At 26.8% G+C, this 20,162-nt stretch carries 20 protein-coding genes and 1 pseudogene; all 21 read left to right on the top strand.

The window, feature by feature from the left end:
- Window positions 1-131: 131 nt before the first annotated feature.
- The 21 genes and pseudogenes from AAHM92_RS03225 to AAHM92_RS03125 all read left to right on the top strand — a co-directional run bounded on the left by AAHM92_RS03225 (window position 132) and on the right by AAHM92_RS03125 (window position 20,144).
- On the top strand, window positions 132-356 hold the full coding sequence (locus AAHM92_RS03225; protein WP_500221929.1) for an SLAC1 family transporter: 225 nt from the start codon (window positions 132-134) through the stop codon (window positions 354-356).
- 496 nt (window positions 357-852) lie between these two features.
- Entirely contained in the window at window positions 853-1,071 is a 219-nt protein-coding gene (locus tag AAHM92_RS03220; protein WP_500221928.1) for a hypothetical protein, read from the top strand.
- A gap of 148 nt (window positions 1,072-1,219) precedes the next feature.
- Window positions 1,220-1,933, top strand: coding sequence for a lipoprotein (locus tag AAHM92_RS03215; RefSeq protein WP_500221927.1), 714 nt, complete (start codon window positions 1,220-1,222; stop codon window positions 1,931-1,933).
- Between the two features lie 162 nt (window positions 1,934-2,095).
- Window positions 2,096-3,025, top strand: a complete 930-nt coding sequence (locus AAHM92_RS03210) for a hypothetical protein (RefSeq protein WP_500221926.1) — start codon at window positions 2,096-2,098, stop codon at window positions 3,023-3,025.
- Window positions 3,025-4,173: an SGNH/GDSL hydrolase family protein gene (locus AAHM92_RS03205; RefSeq protein ID WP_500221924.1), complete on the top strand. Its 1,149-nt coding sequence runs from the start codon at window positions 3,025-3,027 to the stop codon at window positions 4,171-4,173. The genes AAHM92_RS03210 and AAHM92_RS03205 overlap by 1 nt, the downstream gene beginning before the upstream one ends.
- Before the next feature lie 11 nt (window positions 4,174-4,184).
- Entirely contained in the window at window positions 4,185-6,254 is a 2,070-nt protein-coding gene (locus AAHM92_RS03200) for an MOLPALP family lipoprotein (RefSeq protein WP_500221922.1), read from the top strand.
- 138 nt (window positions 6,255-6,392) lie between these two features.
- On the top strand, window positions 6,393-6,881 hold the full coding sequence (locus AAHM92_RS03195; RefSeq protein WP_500221920.1) for a hypothetical protein: 489 nt from the start codon (window positions 6,393-6,395) through the stop codon (window positions 6,879-6,881).
- 133 nt (window positions 6,882-7,014) lie between these two features.
- Window positions 7,015-7,614: a hypothetical protein gene (locus AAHM92_RS03190; RefSeq protein WP_500221919.1), complete on the top strand. Its 600-nt coding sequence runs from the start codon at window positions 7,015-7,017 to the stop codon at window positions 7,612-7,614.
- On the top strand, window positions 7,615-8,151 hold the full coding sequence (locus tag AAHM92_RS03185; RefSeq protein WP_500221917.1) for a hypothetical protein: 537 nt from the start codon (window positions 7,615-7,617) through the stop codon (window positions 8,149-8,151).
- Window positions 8,152-8,230: 79 nt separating this feature from the next.
- Window positions 8,231-8,557, top strand: coding sequence for a hypothetical protein (locus tag AAHM92_RS03180; protein WP_500221916.1), 327 nt, complete (start codon window positions 8,231-8,233; stop codon window positions 8,555-8,557).
- Window positions 8,558-8,577: 20 nt separating this feature from the next.
- Window positions 8,578-9,165, top strand: a complete 588-nt coding sequence (yihA, locus tag AAHM92_RS03175; RefSeq protein WP_500221914.1) for a ribosome biogenesis GTP-binding protein YihA/YsxC — start codon at window positions 8,578-8,580, stop codon at window positions 9,163-9,165.
- A 23-nt stretch (window positions 9,166-9,188) separates the two neighbouring features.
- Complete coding sequence (locus AAHM92_RS03170; protein ID WP_500221912.1) at window positions 9,189-10,040, top strand: HAD family hydrolase; 852 nt, start codon at window positions 9,189-9,191, stop codon at window positions 10,038-10,040.
- Window positions 10,041-10,130: 90 nt separating this feature from the next.
- Window positions 10,131-10,526 (top strand): lipoprotein, encoded by a 396-nt coding sequence (locus AAHM92_RS03165; RefSeq protein WP_500221910.1) that lies wholly within the window; start codon window positions 10,131-10,133, stop codon window positions 10,524-10,526.
- A 93-nt stretch (window positions 10,527-10,619) separates the two neighbouring features.
- Complete coding sequence (locus AAHM92_RS03160; RefSeq protein WP_500221909.1) at window positions 10,620-11,441, top strand: aldo/keto reductase; 822 nt, start codon at window positions 10,620-10,622, stop codon at window positions 11,439-11,441.
- 25 nt (window positions 11,442-11,466) lie between these two features.
- Window positions 11,467-12,222: a MurR/RpiR family transcriptional regulator gene (locus AAHM92_RS03155; RefSeq protein ID WP_500221907.1), complete on the top strand. Its 756-nt coding sequence runs from the start codon at window positions 11,467-11,469 to the stop codon at window positions 12,220-12,222.
- Window positions 12,223-12,324: 102 nt separating this feature from the next.
- Window positions 12,325-13,724 (top strand): annotated as a pseudogene (locus AAHM92_RS03150) (glycoside hydrolase family 1 protein).
- Window positions 13,725-13,883: 159 nt separating this feature from the next.
- Window positions 13,884-16,763: a cation-translocating P-type ATPase gene (locus AAHM92_RS03145; protein ID WP_500221906.1), complete on the top strand. Its 2,880-nt coding sequence runs from the start codon at window positions 13,884-13,886 to the stop codon at window positions 16,761-16,763.
- Window positions 16,764-16,985: 222 nt separating this feature from the next.
- Entirely contained in the window at window positions 16,986-17,306 is a 321-nt protein-coding gene (locus AAHM92_RS03140; RefSeq protein WP_500221904.1) for a hypothetical protein, read from the top strand.
- 47 nt (window positions 17,307-17,353) lie between these two features.
- Window positions 17,354-18,208 carry a Pr6Pr family membrane protein gene (locus AAHM92_RS03135; protein WP_500221902.1) on the top strand — a complete coding sequence of 285 codons (855 nt, stop codon included), beginning with the start codon at window positions 17,354-17,356 and terminating at the stop codon, window positions 18,206-18,208.
- A 113-nt stretch (window positions 18,209-18,321) separates the two neighbouring features.
- Window positions 18,322-19,188, top strand: a complete 867-nt coding sequence (locus tag AAHM92_RS03130) for a hypothetical protein (RefSeq protein ID WP_500221900.1) — start codon at window positions 18,322-18,324, stop codon at window positions 19,186-19,188.
- A gap of 173 nt (window positions 19,189-19,361) precedes the next feature.
- Complete coding sequence (locus AAHM92_RS03125; protein ID WP_500221898.1) at window positions 19,362-20,144, top strand: hypothetical protein; 783 nt, start codon at window positions 19,362-19,364, stop codon at window positions 20,142-20,144.
- The last annotated feature ends 18 nt before the right edge of the window (window positions 20,145-20,162 follow it).

The following is a 20,162-nucleotide window of genomic DNA, read 5'->3' as shown; positions in this document are numbered from 1 at the left end:
TTTGTTAAATTTTATAAAAACTCCTCTAAACTACCATTATCATTAGCTGGTACAGCACTTGGAACAGCCACTATGGGTAATGCTTGGGGATCATTGATAATCCTATAGGTTTTGCATTTGATGGAAGTTTTGTGAAATATATTACCATAACAATTTCTCTTGTGTTGTTAATATTAATGTTAATTAGATACATAATACACCCATGTGATTTAATAAACGATTTTAAAAGTCCGGTGTCTAGTAATTTTATTCCTACGATCTTCATGGCTCTATTTGTGATATCTGGTTTTTTTGGTATAGTTAACTTTAATTGAATACAATTAGTTATTTGACTAGTTTGTGTTTTTTACGTTTAATTTACATAGTTTATTTTTTGATCTACCACCTAGTACGTTTTAAGTGTAATAACTATATGGCTTAATGATTTATACCACCGATTAGAATTGTAGTTGCTTGTGTTATGTCAAATAATCTGGGAAGTTTTTATGTGGTGATTTTGCTGCGGTTATCAATTTAATATCAAAGTCTTGTTGATATATCGGTCTTGCTTTTTATGTGATTATGTTACCACCAATGATGTATAAATATTTGTTTACAAATCATTTGAAAGAAAAGAAATTACAAACCTTTGGTGTTATGGCAGCGCCACCAAATCTTTTATTAGCAGGTTATTTAACTACATTAGAAATCAAGATATTAATAACCATAAATATTTTTTTGTATATATATTATGTGCACTGGCTATTTTGTTTACGTTAATTGTTTACTTACCTTTATATAAAGTTTCAAGAGAAAAATTCTTTCCTTTGTTAGGATGCTTATACATTTCCATTAACTATCGGAATGATATCTATGATAAAAATGAGTGAGTTTTTATTCACAAGTTTAGGGGCTGATAACATTTATGTGATTAGTTTTAAAATATGAGCCTTAATTGAAACTATCATAGGAACAATAGTAATTGTATTATTCAACTTTGCAATATTTACATATATTTATGTAGTTCTTTTTGTTGGAGAGTATCAAAAAAATAAAACGAATAAATTCATAAAGTATATAATGAACTATTAAGTTGCTAAAAAATATTCTTTTTCAAAATAATTTTTGAAAAGAATTAACAAATTTTAAAAAATATTTCCATAAACTTGCTATTTTCTTTTCAAAATGTAATCTTTTTATAAGCATATGTAAACATATGCGATATTTAAAAGGAGAAAAAATGAAAAAATTACTTGGATTATTAGGAGCTATGGGAATGGTAGCCTCTACTGGAGCAACAGCTGTTGCTTGTAGCAAAAAAGAAGACACTTTAGGAAAAGTTGAAGTTGACAAAAAAATTATCGAAAAAGTTGAAGATAAAATTACTATTAAAGTAACTTTAAATGAAGAGAAAAAAGATACTGTTAAATTAGAAGCTAAATCAAAAGCTGCTACTAGTATTTTAAAATTTGGAGAAGCAAAAGTTAACGAAAAAAATAAAAAAGAATACACTATCGAAGTATCTTTAAAAGCTACTGAATTACCAAAAGCTGATGTTAAAGAAGAAGTTAATGTTTCACTTGGTGAAAAAATGGTTGGTTCAAAAATAGAAATTACTATTAAAAAAGCAGCCGAAGTTGCTTTATCTGGTAAAGTGTCAGCAAATAAAAATACAATTGATACAAAAGATACTAAAATAATTTTGACAATTGAATTAAATAAAGAAGTGGAAGCTAAAACAATTATTGCATCTTCTGATGCAAAAACATCACTTCTAAAATTTGGTAGTGCAGAACAAGATAAAACCACTAAAACAAAATATACTATAGTAGTTGGTCTTATTGATGGTACTGATCTTCCAGCACAAAAAGTAGAAGAAAACCTAACTGTTAAAGCTGGCGACACAAAGATTGGTGATACTGTTAAAATTGCTATTAATGCTAAAACAGCTTAATTATTAAATATTTTTGAAAATTTTGGGTGAAACCAAAATTTTTTTTATTCTCGAAAAAAATAAATATTTTATAATACAAAAAGATTTTTACATTTTAAATCTTTTATTAGTTGTATTTTTTATGTTATAAAATTAAAAAGCAATTAGAAAGGTAAAAAATACATGAAAGCAAAACTTAAAGAGTTTTTCTCAATAAAATCAAAATTAAAACTGATAATATTTTCAGTTATATCTTCATTAGTATTCTTATTAAGCATCTTGATGACTGTTCCAGGTGTTGGATTAGAAGCTAAAAGATTTATAGACAGTATTGAAAAACAAATCAAGGAGGTTATGCCACAAGGAGTTTATGTAATTGAAGCTAGTGACCCGACATACGAAGCAGTCATGAACTCTGTTATAAAAAGTGCATACTCAAGCGATGCTGTTTCAACACTAAATTCTTATCAAGAAACAAATTATCAACAAAAAAAAGAAGCTTACATCAAGTTTTCAGATGATTGATTCAATAAAAGATGATCAAGTGTCATTGAAAAAAAACAAGATGTTGATCTTTACGATTTAGGAATGGACCTTGTTCAATTCGATCAAGCTGTTTCAACAGAATTTCTGAGCTATGGTTACGTTCACAGTGGTATCCAATGATTTTTCCAAAATGGAGGGATCAAAGATATCTTCTCTAAAGAAAGATTTGATGACTTAAAAAGAAATCAAACAAGTATAGACCAAGAAACTTATAATTCATATATGGACAATACTCCTCCAGGAACAGAGGGAATAACAATAAATCAATCAATAGGAACTTTATTAGTTAATAACAAAGTATGGTTCTTAAATCTACAAATTGAAAACATAAAATACGGTTTTAGTATATTTGGACATAGTATTTTCAAAAACAAAGAACTTAACGAATCAAATATGCCTAAAAAATTTGTTACTAAAAATGAATTATATACACCATTTTTCACTAATAATTTAGAAGTATTGAGATCTGGAATTATAATGTTCTTTATTTACATAATATTTATATTACCAATCTCTGCTTATGCAATTATAATGCTAGCAATCAACTTAAAGAAAGGAAGTAAATAATGAAAAAATTATTAGGGTTTTTAAGCTCAGTATCTTTAACAGTGAGTACAGCCTCATCAGTTATAGCCTGTACTCCAATTCAAGCAAACGTTAGCTTTGAAAAAGATTACACAATTGGAAAAAATTTAGACAAGAGTAATGCCAAAGATACTAGTAGTGATCCAGAAAAACATTTTGGATTCTCAAACTTCTTTACTCTTGGAGATAGTCTAAGTGACAACTACGGACTTACAACAATTATCAAAGATGAAATTGGAGCAGATGCAAAAATGACTGGGCAATATATAGAAGGTTTTAGTAATGGACCAACAGCCGCTAGATTAGTTAATTCGGCTCTAGGATTTAGTTCTGAAGAATTTGTTACATCAAATATTATTCATAAAGCAGATGTAACTAACGAAAAATATAAAGATACAAAAGTTTGAGGTAAAAATTACTCAATTGGTGGTGCAACAGCTTTTGTAAGTGATGGTGTTGCTGGAAAATTACTGATGGGAAACACAGGAATATATAAACAAGCACAAGCACTTGTTCAACAACAAGTTATCAATGATAAAGATCTATTTTTTATTGAAATCGGTGGAAATGATTTATTTGAAATGTTAGGAAATATTAATGACTATAATCATCAAGTTTCTGTTATGAACCAAGCGTTAGAAAACATCAAAAATGCTTTTTACACTTTATTAAATAATGGTGCTCGTAGAATAGTTTTTGCAGCTCCTCCAAAAATGACAATAATACCTAGATTCAATAAGGAAAATGATGAAGTCAAAAAAAATATTGAAAGAGTTAATAAAGAGTTTGATGTAAAGATTTCTAAAATTGTTAAAAATATAAACGAAAGTTTTGGCGATGTTATTTTAGAATATAACTTATACTTAGAACTAGAAAATATACTTAATGGTTTCAAAAAAGAAATCGGAACTGGTGCAAACACGATAGATGCGTTATGTAAATCAAACGCTTTCAACCTTGGTGACATGGACTTTAGTAATATAGAACTAAAAGCAGAAATAAAAGTTGGAAATAATGATAAGGAAGATAACTTCTTCTTTATAGATGAAGTGCACCCTACAAAAAAAGGACATGAGTATGTTTCAAAAATATTAATCGATATAGTTAAAGAAAAATGAAAATCTAATTAAAGGAGTAAAGTATGAAAAAATTATTAGGACTATTAGGTGCTCTTGGTTTAACTGTTTCTGCAGGCGCAACAGTTGTTGCTTGTCAAGCAGAAAGTGAACAGATAAACTTTGACAATAAAAGTCAACAAGATTCAATATCAAAAATCATGTCTTCTTACTCAAAGGGTTTATTTTTAAACCAAAATGAGTTAGGAAAAAATAAGTATCACTTTAGTTCAGAATATCTAATGGCTAAAAAAATAAAAAACTCATATTTGAGTGATTTAGGATTAAAAGATTTTAATGAAAATGAAGGTGTTATGGACACAACTAGATATAGTGAAATTTATAATAAATATCTAGATAGCAATTTACTATCTGATGATTTAAAATTATCTGATGATATTTATCAAGGAGAAGTTTTATCACCAGAAAGTTCTATTATTTCAACTCTATCATCAATTACTGGAATGGTACCAACAATATTAAACCTTCTAAGTGATCCTAGTAAGGTTGGACAACTTTTATTAGGTTTTGCAAGTAATGTTGACAAAATATCATCAATCATTTCTCCAAGTGTTTTAAAAACATTGGCTAATGTTTTGAACGATGAAACATTAGAAACATTAGAAAACGCTTTTAGTAATGATATTTATAAAGATATGAGTTACCAAGAGGCATTAAACTCAAGTGTTATAGGTCTATCTAATGTAGTTAATAAATTAATAAATGGTAAAAATGTAAAAAAATTAGCTTATAAATCAAATGAAGATATTAAAACCAATTTCAAAGAAGCAACAAATGTTATTGCTACAAACGTTTTAGGATTATTCTCTGGTGAAAAAAGTTTTAAATTTGATATTTTAGAAAATATCGACTCTATAGCTGAGGTAATTAGATTCGTAAGAACTATGGTTTTGTATCTTGACTCATTTAAAGATGAACTTGTAAAAGAGACTCCATTAACTATTAATGATGTTGACAAAAAAAGAACACAAAAGATTGGGATAAATAAAAACTCTTTCGATGTTAAAAAAATATTAGAGATTTTAGAAAAAATGGTCAAAGATGATAGTGGTGTCGTCTTTAAAAACTTAGTAAACATTTTCTTAAGTACTAATGAAAAGATTGAGTTTAACAAACCTTATAAGTCAACTGCATCTGATGGATATATGTCTATCATAACTGCTGTTGTTGAAAAACTAGCTGGTGGGGAAAGCCTAAAAGTTGGAACTTTTGAAATTTATGTTAGTAGTTTTGTAAGAAAGTTGTTTGATTATGGTCTAGGTCAAAAAGTTGATAAAGATCCTTTCCCGGGAATATTTGCAGCGTTACCAACTTTTATTGACAAACTACCTGAAATGTTAAAAAAAATACTAAAACCAATTAATGATAATAACAATGATTGAGAAAAATTTAGCAAAGATTGATTAGGTTACTTATGGAATAACAATAATCCAAAATTAAATTTATCTATTAAAGGATTACTAAATAACCCAATTAAAAATATTTTAAGTGGTGGTTTACTAGGGATTGGTGGAAATACTGAGAAGCCAAAAAAATTCAACCAACAAATGAGTACATTCAGTCTTATTTTTGGAGAAAAAAGTTTAGCAGATATTATTAAGGATCTTAATAGTTCTTTGCAACCTACGAACTCAGATAGTTTTACAATAAATTTTGACATATTCAAAGATTTGATTGTAAAAATGAGAAAAGACGACACCTTAGTAAGAGCACTTAGGGATGTAGAAAACATGTTCTTTATCCTAGGTTTAGAAAAAACTAGTGATGGTAAAGCTAATATCAAAGCCGATTCTGTTTTAGAACAACTATTTAAAATCGTGAAAGAAGTAAAACCAGTTGTAGAACCTTTAATGAAAGTTATCGATGGTTATTTAAAATCATACAACAAGAGTATGGATGAAGTTACAAGCGAAGCGTTTGAATTATTCAAAAAACTAACAGTGACTACTGAGATTAAAGATATAAACGATTTTATATACACTGTTTCAGATGGAAAAATAACTAACAAATTTGAAATTAAACTGAAAGTGGTTAATAAAAAATTAAAAGTATCAGAAATAAATCTAATAAAATAAATCTTAAACCCACATTTTGTGGGTTTTTTAAATAAAAAAAATAAATTTTATGCTATTTTTTTAAAATCGCTTTAAAATAAATATCTAAGGTATTTATTACGTTAGGAATTATAAATTATTTTAATAGAGGTGATTCGTTTGAATAAAAAAATAAATACTAAAAATATGGTCATGATAGCATTTTTAACAAGTCTTATGGTTGTTTTAGGAATGCTATCTAGTTACTTTACAAAACAAACAGGTAAAGGTATCCTTCAGTTATCAGAAGTTATTTCTTTATCATTAGTTAACACAGTTCCTTTTTTTATATTAGTATTTGCCTCCGTTTGTTCGGGAATATTAATTGATTTAGCTAGTGGAGGTATAATATATATACCAATCACGATAGTGGTTAAGTTACTTATTTTTCTAATAGTATTTCTACTTAAAAAAAGAATAACTATGTACATAGTGGTTTACATAGCTTACCTACCAGTGTTCATTTATGTACCTTATGCATGAATTACATATGATGGTAGTAGAGCAATTCAATCACTAATAAATGAATGCATACAATATACTGGTACAACAGTGTTTGCATGTGTGTTTTTAAAAGTGTTCAAAAATAAACGTATATATCAGTATTAAATTTATATTGTTTTCGATAAATCACTTGTTTATTTTTTACAAGTGATTTATTTTATATTAAAATGATGAGATTAATTATAAAATAAAAATAGTTTCTTTTAATGAAAAAGAAAGTTAATAGTGGAGTAAAACTATGGGTTATAAAGAAAAAATGCTAGTAATAATAATAATTATATGAATTTTTGCCTTATTAATTACAGGTTCCTTAGCGATAATATATAAGGTAAGACATAAAAATTATTTGTTTTTAAATAAAGAATACACTCAAAGTTTAAAGAATATCGAACCAGATTTTACTTTAAAAACATATGATGTAAAATATGAAATGCCAAAAGATGAAGAGTGTTACTATTTCTCTTCAAATATACCCTTATATGTTTATCCAATAATTAAGAAACAAAAGAAAAAGTCTATCAATGATGCAAATCCTAAATTTGAATTTTATCGCTCCTTAAAAAATAATTTTTCTTTACTATATATAAATCATAAGAAAAGTTGCCTAGTAACTAGTATCTTTGTCACTAATAATCGCGTGTTGTTTGAAACACCAAATGAGTTTATACAGTTTCCTATAACAAAGATAAAAAATATTTATGGAGCAACTTATAATATTGATAAGACTTGATATAATGGAATTGAAATTGTTCTAGAGAAAGTTAGATATCGTATTAATATTTCGGATATCGAGTTACTTATGACATTCAAAAAAATTATAGAGGGAGGTAATAATTAAATGATAATTTCAAAAACTAAAATAATCACTGGGTTAGTTATGATTTTAATTTGTACATTAGTTTACTTATCAATGTTAACAATCACTATTATTAGATTAAGGAAGTTACAAAAACTAGATAAAGATCGTTTATATATAAGAAAACCAATTTATCATTTGTTTTATTGAACAATTTGCTTTATTGTACCTTTCTTTTTATCAATTAATATAGCTTTAGGAACAATGTCCTTGGTTCTTGGGGAAAATGATAAGTACCATTTCGGTTTGGTTTTTAATATCTTATACTTATTTTATATTTTGATTATTTTATTAATAATATTAACTGGTCAAAAAATAATTAATTCTATGTACATTGCAGAATATCAAGGCAATTATTTTTTCATCAATAATTTAATTTCTAAGGATTCTATAATATCGATTCAACCAACATTAAGAAGAAAATCACTCATAATTACATTCAAAAATGAAGAGGAAAACATTGAAACAATGACTATCAAATATCATTGAGAATTATACGATTGATTTAAGGTAAACTAAACTTATTAAAATAATATACATTTTTTCTTACTCTTTAAATTATAATTATATTAATATTAAAGAAAGGTTGGAAGTCGAAATGATGAAAACATTTTTAAATAAAGAGGAAAAAAAGTTATTTTCAAAAAAGAATATTAAAAAAATTAAAAAAGAAGACTTTTTTTCATACTTAGAAATGCAAGAAACTTTCCTGAAATCCCTTAAAGAAAGTTATTACAGTGATAATTTTGATAATGAGGTAACCGAAAAACAAATAGAAAAGCAAGAAAAATATGTAGCAGATTTGAATAAGTACTACTACGATGTAGTATTAATTAGTGAAAAGTCAACTAAAGATCCTTTCCAAAACTTGGATAAGGAATTTAAAAATTTAATTAAACCCTTTGAAAAAATTCAAAAGGATTAATTATAGATCAGGAATAATTTATGATAAAACAAGCTAAATTTATAAAATCAGCAGCTCAGAAAAGCGGATGAATACAAGACAATGTTAATGAAGTTTGTTTCATCGGAAGAAGTAATGTTGGAAAATCAACATTTATAAATGCCTTAACTAATCAAAATAAGTTAGCTAAAACCTCTTCAACTCCTGGAAAAACTAGATTATTGAATTTTTTTGACATAAATAATGGTGAGTTTAGAATTGTCGATGCACCTGGTTATGGTTTTGCGAGAGTTAATCATGAACAAAAACTTCAGTTTGCAAAAATGATGGATGAATACTTAACATCTAGAAACAATTTGAAATTTGTATGTCAGCTGGTTGACCTAAGACATAAACCAACAAACGATGATGTAGAAATGTACAATTTTTTTAAACACCATAATATACCTGTTTTGATTGTTGCAACAAAAAAAGACAAATGTAAAAAAAACGATATCAAAAAGAATGAAAAGATCATAAAAGAAACTTTAAAAGTTGTGGATACGGATAAATTTTTGTCAATTTCCTCTATGGAAAAAAACAGTTTGCAAAATGTTTATGATTTACTAGTTAAAATGATCAACCCATAAATTAGAGAAAAAGGGGAATCGATATGTACAAAATCAAAAAAGTAGTGGCAACAGACTTAGACGGGACTATTGTTAACAGAAACAACCAAATATCTATGAATACTATAAATCTTATTAAAAATTTTAAAGAAAAGACCAACCATGCTTTAACTTTTGTTACTGGTAGAAATTATTTTTTAACCTTAGATCACGCAAAAACATTGGACATAAAACTACCTCTTATAACAACAAATGGTATCAGTGTAATTGATCCATTCACACATTCTTACATTGATAAATTACATTTTTTTAATGAAGAGTTGATAAGTATAGTTGATATATTACACAAAAAAAACTTTAAATATAGTTTATTAGGAGATTTTGAAGTTCATTTGGTTAAAGATGCTGGTTATGTTATGGAGTTTAAAAAAATAAAATGAGACTTTTCTCATAAAAAATATAAAGCTTTTAATGTCTACGATAATTATGAAGAATTATATAATAATATTATTCAATTAGAGTCTTTCCCTTCAATTAATGTAGAGTGTTTTAGTTATCAAGAGAAAGAGGAAGTCTATAATGCATTAAAAAATTTAGACATTGAAATAATTTCTTTCGATTATAATAAAAGAACTAATATAGAAATTTATAAAAAAGGTGCTGGTAAAGATTGAGGTATTCGAGCTTTACTGAAACATTTTAACTTATCTGATGAAGATGTTCACGTGTTTGGTGATGAATTTAATGATTATCCAATGTTTAAAGTCTTTCCTAACTCTTATGCCATGGGAAATGCCATTGATGAAATAAAAAAACTATCTAAAGAGGTCATTGATTCTATTGATAATGACGGTGTCGGTAAAAAAATTACAGAACTAATAGAAGAGTTTATTTAAAAAAACCTATGTTTTTTCTTTTTTTTCTTTATCATAAAAATTGTATTTAAAAAAATTTAAATACAATATCATATGGAAAGAGGGAATAAAATGAAAAAAATCCTTGGAATATTAGGAGCAATGGGAATGGTTGCTACAACTGGTGCGACAGTTATCTCTTGTGGAACAAAAGTTTCAAAAGAATCTAGTGATACAGAAAAAAATATGTTAGCAAAAGTCGAAGAAGCAGTAAAAGATAAAACATTCAAAAATAACGACGAAGCAATTAAAGCAGTAAAAGATGCTGCAACTTCTGTTAATAATGTAACTGCCAATGATGCTGATCCTGCTGCTAATGGTAAAATCTTATTTGTTGAGGCTAGCGTTGTCAAAAAAACAATTAAAGTAAAATACAAATATTCAATCAGCGATTCAAAAGATAAAGACAAATATATATGATCAAGCAAAGAAGAAACAAAATCATTTAATGTAAAAATTACAGAATAAAACAAATTTTAAATCATAAAAAATGTAATTAATAATTGTATTAATTACATTTTTTTTATCTTTGTTATAAAATAACAAAAAGAGGTAATCATAATGAGTATTCTAAAAAAATATCTAAAATTTAATAACGGATTAGAAATCCCGCAAGTTGGTCTTGGTACCTATAAATTAACTAATGAACACGAAACATATTCTTCAGTTCTTGCAGCCTTAAAAGCAGGTTATCGTCATATAGATACTGCTACAATTTATGGGAATCATAAGATTATTGCTAAAGCAATAAAAGATTCAGGTGTACCAAGAGGGGAATTATTCATAACATCGAAAGTATGGAATAGTAGCCACGATTATGAAAAAGCTAAGTTAGCTATCCAAGTTATGCTTGAAGAACTTGAATTAGAATATTTAGACTTGGTATTAGTTCATTGACCAACAGAAAAAAGATTAGAATGTTGAAAAGCTCTTGAAGAAGCGGTTGATGAAGGTAAAGTTCAATCAATTGGTGTAAGTAATTTCCTTAATGAACATTTGGAAGAACTGATGAAAGTTGCAAGAATTAAACCTGTCATTAATCAGTTTGAATTACATCCTGCACTTCAATGTAATTCTTTGGTAAAAGCTTGTCAAAATTATGGAATAGTTGTTGAGTCATGGGGTACATTAATTAGAGGAAAATGTTTTGATATAGAACAAATCAAAACATTAGCTAAGAAGTATCAAAAAAGTGAACCTCAAATATGCTTGAGATGAGCATATCAAAAGGGGTATGTCATTATACCAAAATCCTCTAAACCAGAAAGGGTTGTAGAAAACATTAAAATAGATGATTTTGAATTAACTATCGAAGATATGGAATTATTAGCAAGTATTTCTGAGTACCGTGACGGACCAGATCCAAATAACTTTGATTTTTAAAATTTTGTTGAAAGGGTATAAGTTTATGTTGTCAATCTATGAACAATTAGAAAACTTATCAAGACAAACTAAGAAAACTACATTTAAATTAATAGCTACTAAGTTGATTGAAATGTACTCAAGTGGAGTTTTTAAAACACAAGACGAAATCTCACGTGATTGTTATGTAGCAAAGTCAACGGTTACAAAATTTGCACAATCTATAAAGTGCAGTGGTTATCGTGAGTTGATAGTATTAATGAAAGTAGAGTATCAAAAAATTCTAACTAAAAAAAAATTAAAGTCAGTTGAACAAGACAAAAAAGATTTTATAAACAATTCAATTATTAAATGAGTCTATGAAGACATTGATTTTGTTAAATCTTTTAAAGAAGATTTGAAATATATTAAAAGTGTAAATATTGTTCCAAGTTTTCAATCGATGGAAAGCGCTAATTTTTTAGCACAAGTACTTTTGAACTCAAATATTTACTCTCAAATAATTGATGTTTCAAAACAAAACTATTTAATAAAGAAGCTTAATGTCTTTGATAATTCAATAAACCTGATTATTTTAACTGGAAGAGACAACGAAACTTTATTAAAATTTATTAAAAAAAATTATCTTTATTTCAGTCAAAATATTAATTATATTATTTCTACATTAAATCAAATCGAGAAGCTAAATTATCTTCCTCAAAAAAGTCAAAAAATAATTACTTTTGAAGGGGATAACTCTGGTTTTTTTTATAGACATATAGCCTTAACACAATTATTTTTCTATATATACGAGATACTGTAAAATATTTTCTTTTTTAAAAAATAGTTTCCAAAGCACTAATTAAGATGTGCTTTTTTTCTTTTTGTTGTTAAATATAAAACGAAAGGATTAAAGGAAAGGAATATGAAAACTAATAATATACCTTGAAGCTTCCTGTGGGGAACGTCAACAAGTGCTTATAAAGTAGAAGGGGTATACATTGCTAATGGTAAAGGGTTGAGCATCCAAGATATCAAAGATAAGAATTCTGGTATAGCAAACTTCGAAATTGCTTCCGACCATTATCATAGATTTAAAGAAGATGTTGCTTTAATGGCTGAACTTGGATTAAAATCCTATAGATTTTCTGTATCTTGAGCTAGAATTTTCCCAAATGGATTTGGAGAAGTTAATAAAAAAGGTATTGCTTTTTATAACGAATTGATAAATGAACTCTTGAAATATTGTATAGAACCAATTCTAACAATTTATCATTTTGATCTTCCATTGGAACTAGAAAAACTGAGTGGATGAAATAATAAGAAAGTTACTATTGAGTCTTTTTAAACTATGCGAAAGTATTGTTTGAATCTTTTGGAGATAGAGTTAAATATTGACTAACCATCAACGAACAAAATATGCTAATTTTAGCAGGGAATGCGATTGGAGTAAGTAATCGTAAAAATGGTAATTCTTGAAAAGAATTATATCAACAAAATCACTATATGACATTAGCACAAGCGAAAGTTATAAATTATGTCATAAAATGTTACCTAATGCTAAAATAGGTCCAGCACCTAATATTTCTTATGCTTATGCAGCAACGTGTAATCCCGAAGATAAAATTGCGGAGTTAAATGCAAATGCATTAAGGAATTGGTTGTATTTGGACCTTGCTGTTAAAGGTTAGTATAATCCAATAGTTTGAAGGTACTTTAAAGAAAATAATTACACTCCAAAAATCTCCAAAAGCGATATGAAAATAATCAAAAGTGGAAAGCCCGATTTCATAGCTTTTAATTATTATTCATCTTTAACTGTTAAAAAAAGTTTGTACACAAAAGAAGATAATATAAACAAAAAAACTGATCAGCATATTTATAATGATTTTTATGGCATGTATGATGTACAAAAAAAAGATTATTTAACTAGTAATAATTATGGTTGAACAATTGACCCTGTTGGTTTACGAGTAACATCAAGAAACCTTTATGAGCGCTATGGATTACCATTGATAATAACAGAAAATGGTTTAGGAGCAGAAGATGTTTTAACTTCTAATAATGAAATATATGACACCTACAGAATAGATTATTTAAGGTCTCATATCGAACAAATAAAAGAAATCGTGATGGTATCGAATTATTTGGATATTGTCCTTGAAGTGCTGTTGATTTAGTATCAACACACCAAGGTTTTAGCAAAAGGTATGGATTTATTTATGTAAATAGAAGAGAAAAAACTTTAAAGACTTGAAGCGATATAAAAAAGTAAGTTTTTATTGAAACAAAAAAGTTATTTCTTCAAATGGAAATAACTTGTAAATTCTACTTTTTTATAGGTAATTATTAAGAAAACTTTGAAACTTAAAAAACTTTCAGAATAAAGATATAAAATTTTAAAAGCTTTATCAAGAATTTATTAAAAATTAAAACATTTTTGTTATAATTTTCTTAAATAATGTAAAAGGATTTGTGACAAAAATGGACGATTATCTGTCGAAAAAAATTAATTTATTAGAAAAAGAACTTGGTTCAAATATAGAAATGGGTTTGACTACCGAGCAAGTAGAAGAAAAACAAAGGAAATATGGGAAAAATGAACTACCTGAGGCCAAAGTGACACCTTGGTATGTGATATTTCTCAAGACTTTAATAGAGCCAATTCAACTGATTTTAATAGCTGCTGGAGTTATTAGTATTATTGCACCCTTAATAAGCAATAATTGACAAGTTCACTTTGATGAGTTTATTGACTGTATTGTAATATTTTCAATCGTTTTGATTGACTCTATACTAGAAACTGTTCAAAGTGTTAAAGCAAGAAAATCTATGGACTCATTAAAAAGTTTGTCTAAACCAAAAACCGTTGTTTTACGAAATGATCAACAACAAGAAATTGACGCATCTGAATTAGTTCCTGGTGATGTTGTTATTCTTGAAGCTGGTAAGTATGTTCCTGCTGAGTTGAGAATTTTTGAAGCAAGCGACTTATGTTTGGATGAATCAATCTTAACTGGTGAATCATTACCAGTAGAAAAAACTCACGAAGAGTTAAAAACACCAACAAATATATTGGCAGAAATGCGAAATATAGCATTTATGTCAACTTTTGTTACTTCTGGTAGAGCAATTGGAATTGTAATTAAAACCGGTAAAGATACAGAAATAGGTAAAATTGCTACATCAATCAATAGTAGTGAAGAAGAAAGTACACCGTTAGAGAAAAAATTAGCTAAATTTACATTATGAGTTGCGCTAATGAGTTTCGTTATTGGTGCTCTGATATTTATTACTTTATTCTTTTCAGGTAACAAAAATGCATGATCAAATTATTTGATGGTAGCAATTACTTTAGCGATTGGTGTAATCCCAGAATGTTTAGCTGCCATTGTTTCGATAACTTTGAGTATAAGTACAAAAAAAATGGCAAAAGAAAATGTTATTGTTAAAAAACTACAAGCTGTCGAAACTCTTGGGAGTGTAAATGTGATTTGTACAGATAAAACTGGTACACTAACACAAAATAAAATGACAGTTAAGAAAATGATTATGGATAACAAAATCATTGAATCAAAAGATTATTCTAAAGAGAAAAAAGATAAACACATGGATTTATTCTTAAATTCCCTAGTCTTATGTAATGACTCTGTTACTGAGAACGATGAAAGAATCGGAGATCCTACAGAATTAGCTCTTGTAGACTATGCTGAAACAATAGGTTATGACGAACAAGATGCTCGTGAAGAATTTAAAAGAATTGATGAAATTCCTTTTGATAGTGAGAGAAAAATGATGACAACCGTTAATAATATTAATGGTGTAAATACAATATTCACTAAAGGAGCTATTGATGAACTATTAAAACATTGTACTAAAATTATGATTGACAATGTTGAAAGACCTATAACCCAAGATGATAAAGATTCTTTACTTGAAATCGCCAATAAATTGAGCAATGATGCTTTAAGGGTCTTGTCATTTGCATATAATAGGAATTATGACTCATTATCAGATAAAGATGACTTAGAACACGATTTAACATTCTTGGGTGGTGTGGCAATGATTGATCCGGTTCGTAATTCAGCAATTGAAGCCGTTAGAAAAGCACGAGATGCCGGAATAAAAGTTGTTATGATAACTGGTGATCACGCTGTTACTGCGTTAGCGATAGCTAAGGACTTAGATTTAACCGACAATAAAGATGAGGTTATGAGCTCTGAAAAACTAAATAGTCTTTCTGATGAAGAACTTTACAATATCATCGAGCAAATAAAGGTATTTGCTCGAGTTAACCCCGAACATAAAGTTAGAATTGTTGAAGCTTTACAAAAAAGAAATAACATAACAAGTATGACTGGTGATGGTGTAAACGATGCACCTTCACTTGCCAAAGCAGATATTGGGGTTGCAATGGGTATCACAGGTACTGATGTTGCCAAACAAGCTAGTGATATAATTTTAACTGACGATAATTTTGAAACAATAATCAAGGGAGTTCATGAAGGTAGAAACGTTTATCAGAAAATTAAACGTGCCATTGCATTTGTTATTGGTGTAAACCTTGCCAATGTAATATCGATCTTTATTCTTTCATCAATAAACACAGTTTCACCACTAGAAGCAACAGATATTTTGTGAATGAATTTAATCGTTGAATCACTAATAGCCTTAGCAATTGGTATGGGAGCAAACGATGATACGTTGATGAAGATAAAACCAATAAAAGGTAAAAACTCTTTATTTAAAGGGATTGTATTTACTTTATTTAAAATAATATTCTTTACAACAACTACAACCGTTGCTGCTTACTACTTAGGAATGACATTTTTGACAAATGAGGAGATAAGTAACATAACTAAGTCTAATGATTATAGTTCTTGATGAAAAGCATTAAGAGATCCTAACTTGGATATTGAGAAAAAAACTAGTTTAGGTAATTATGGAAGAACAGCTGTATTTATAACAATTACACTTGCTCCATGTTTATATGCAAACTTCATAAAACTTTCTAATTGAAAGGCTTCAAGGAAACTTAATATAATCATAAATAAACCTTTATGAATGTCTTCAATTTTATCGTTCACTTTGAATGTTATTGTTATTTTCTTACCTGGGTTGAATAATAACGTACTTAATTTACTTCCTACAAATAGTTATAATAGTTCTAATTGATATTTTGTTCCAATGTTTATAGCATTCGCAATGATACCAGGAACTTTAATTTTAATGGTGGATGGAATAATTTTTGTCAGTTATCATTATTTCCCAGAACCAAGAAGAAGAAATAAAATGATATTAGAAAAAATGATAGCTACCGATAAGAGAAAAACAAAGAAAAAAAGAAAAAGCTTACAAAGTTAATACCAATTATTAATCTTTTTGAAATCTAAAGAGTAAACACTCTCTAGATTTTTTTTTTTTTTTTAATTAACGGTCATATTATGAAATCAAGTTCTAATTTGGCAATGCACTATAATGAATAGCAACATATAGATATCCAATTTTAAAATTATTTGTAATAAGATTATGCCTTTATTAGTAATGTTGAAGTATGTTATAATTTCTTAGTAGGAGTTGTTTTTAATGAATGAAACAATTAAAAATATAAAGCAAAATATCAAAAAAGTATTAATCATATCAATTATAAGTTTCATACTATTTTCAATAATAGTATCAGTTCTTATTTTTATAAGACCTAAATGGTGGAAATTGGAAATAATATTTGCTTGCTTCTTTGTAATATTGATTGTCTTATGTTTATTTTCGATTGTTGGTGGAACAACCTTCTTGTTAGCTAATAGGAAAACCTTTGATATAAATATGATAAAAGCAAGAAAAGCTCTTAATATTGGAATATTTTACTTCAAATCATCAGGTAAAATAGAAACAGCACTAGATAAATAATTTTTTAGCTATAAAAAATATTTTTTTTATAAAATTGAGGATTTGCTATGAAAATTAAAACAAAAAATTGAAAAGATTGAAAATATTTATATAAGGTTATAGCTGCTTTATTAGTTTTTGCTGTGTTGATAGACACTTATACTACAAACATCGTAAGTATTGCAAATAGCGGTTTCGACTTTGATGGTATCGATTGAAGAATAATTTTAGATGATTCAAAAACTTCTTATGGAAATGATTATCAAGGTTTTACCATAAGATATTTGAGTTTTTTTACCATTCAATCAAACATAATGGTTCTTATTTGATTTTTTGTTAGTGCACTCAAACATTCTAGTGACAAAATAACCTGAAAAAAATCATTAATTTTATCAAGAGAAGCCACAATTTCAATAACAATTTACATAATAATTACTGGTGTAGTCTATAATTCTGTAATTTTACCAGCATCATTAATGAGCGGTAAAATATTTAATGCGCATGCTTGAGTTCAACAAATGATGTTACATTTAATAATTCCGTTAATGATGTTTTTATATGTCTTCCTATTTAATGATCGAACTTTCGTAACTAAATCATTCAGAAATTTTGCAAAAAAAGATATGTTGTATGCAATGATTTATCCAATTATATATTTAATTTATTCACTATTAAGGGGTGAAATGATATTTAGAGCCTATAATTCTAATTGGGATTTAGCAAAATTACATAGACCTTACCCATATTTTTTTCTTGAAGTACATAACCCAACGCCATTAAAAGGACTTCCAATTAGTGGTCCAGTATTGTTAATCCTAACAATCCCTGTGATTATTGGATTTATTATTGGATTGGGAGCTTTATTGAATTGAAAAATTTCTAAAGACTATGACTTAGCCGAACGTATTTCTAATAATAAATAATTTTCAAAAAGAAAAATTTTTTTTAAAAAATAAAATTAATACACTTAATAATGACTATTTGTTTTTTTTATATATAATAATTTATTATGAATATATATAAAAAGGAGAAATTTATGGAAAAACCAAATCTTGTAAAAGATCAGATGAAGTTCATTAATGGTTTAATGAAGCTTAAAAAGGGTGCGTTTTCATATTTCATTTTAGATCAAACAATATTATTATCAGTACTTATTGTATTTATATATAATTTTTTTTATAACATAAGCTACTTAAGTATTTTGATTTTTATTGGTGCAGGTTATTTATTATTTAAATTTATTTTAATAAATTGATTTAAAATAAATTCTTATTATAAATCAATAAGTGTATTCAAAATTAAGTTACATGTTGATCGTACTAAAGTTTATGTACAAAGAGATATTGATTTCTCACCATTGACATTTTTATTTTGAACAGTTGCTTCAAACTTCTTTACAGCAGTCTTGGTAAAATATGAAATTCTAACATTTTTGGAAACTAGCCCAAAACTAACTGCTGTAAAAGCTTTTACAATGGTTTCTATGGACATGCTATTAGTACCAACATTTATTAATTCATTCAATACTATGGCAGCTGGAAACCAATCAGTAACTTCAAACTACATCAAGCTAATTAAAGATCAATATTATTCAAATGAAAGTTTATTTGAAGATGTGGAATTTGAAAGCAATTATTTAAACTTAACTTGCGTAAAACCAAATCTAAAATCTAAAAACGGAATATTTGTGCTGTTAAGTCAAAATGATTTAAATGATAGAGAAGCAAAAGATATTAAAGAAATAAATAACGAAATTTTAAAAACATACTCAAAAATATGAACAAGTTACTACGATTTACTTCAATCTCGTTTGAAAAGCAAATTTAGTAAATCAGCTTCACACAAACTGTATTGAATGGAAAGAATATACGACCACATATTTTTAGACTTTTTTGAAATTTAATCATTAGATATATGAAAACACTTAACTCCTAAATATTTAGGAGTTTTTTTAATTCTTGAGAAAAATTTTAAAATGATTACCCAACTCAAATATTTAAGTCAAATGACTTGCTTTTTACTTTATTATAAAGTAAGTTTTAAATAAGTTTGAGAAAACTCAAAAGAGGTGTTTTTATGAGAGCAAGCAAACAACATTTTATATGCTTAAAAGTATTGCTCTTTTTGACATTGATGTCATTATTTGTTACATCTTTTATATTAGAAAATTATTTTGTCACTTTTGAAAATATAAATATTTTTATATTATTCAAAGTTGTACTTAATATAACATTTTCTATTTTTATAAATTGCATATACATAACTGTTCTTGTCAAATATACTAAACGTGAGAAACTAAGTTTGTTAATTAAGAATGAAATAACCACTAAAGAAATATTTAAAACTTTTATTTATTTCAGTTATAGATTTTTTCTTTTAGTGATACCATTTCTTGGATTTTTTATAATTAATGTTATGGTTAAAGAATGCAATATTGAAAGCTTGGTTCATCAAAATCATAAAGATAACATATTAACTTCATCATTTTTTGGTTTCATAAAGATATTCAATATTCAATACTTAATTTATGAATTGATTTTAATGTTGCCTTTTGCCTTTTTACCGATAATTTTTTCTACACTTCTATTTGTAATGGTGATACTTTACAAGTTGGCTTCAATTATATTTAAGAAAATGGTTGATTTTAGAAATTATATTATACTCAAAAATATTTCAATTTATAAAAAAGTTATTCTTGGTTTGAGTATTGCTACAATAATCTTACTTTTTATAGAAAAAATAAAACTATTTCTAAATTTAGTAAGAAAGTCTATTTTTTTAATAATAAAAGTAAAGTTTTCTAATATTATACTCATAATCAAAAAAGGAAATACACCTCCAAACCTTAAATTCATTTAATTTAACAAAATTAATTAA

The sequence above is a fragment of the Spiroplasma endosymbiont of Melanargia galathea genome, from assembly GCF_964031075.1.
Classification (GTDB): Bacteria; Bacillota_I; Bacilli_A; order Mycoplasmatales; family Mycoplasmataceae; genus Spiroplasma_A; species Spiroplasma_A apis.
Note: the sequence above shows the minus strand (reverse complement) of the source record. Positions and strands in the feature narration are given on the sequence as shown.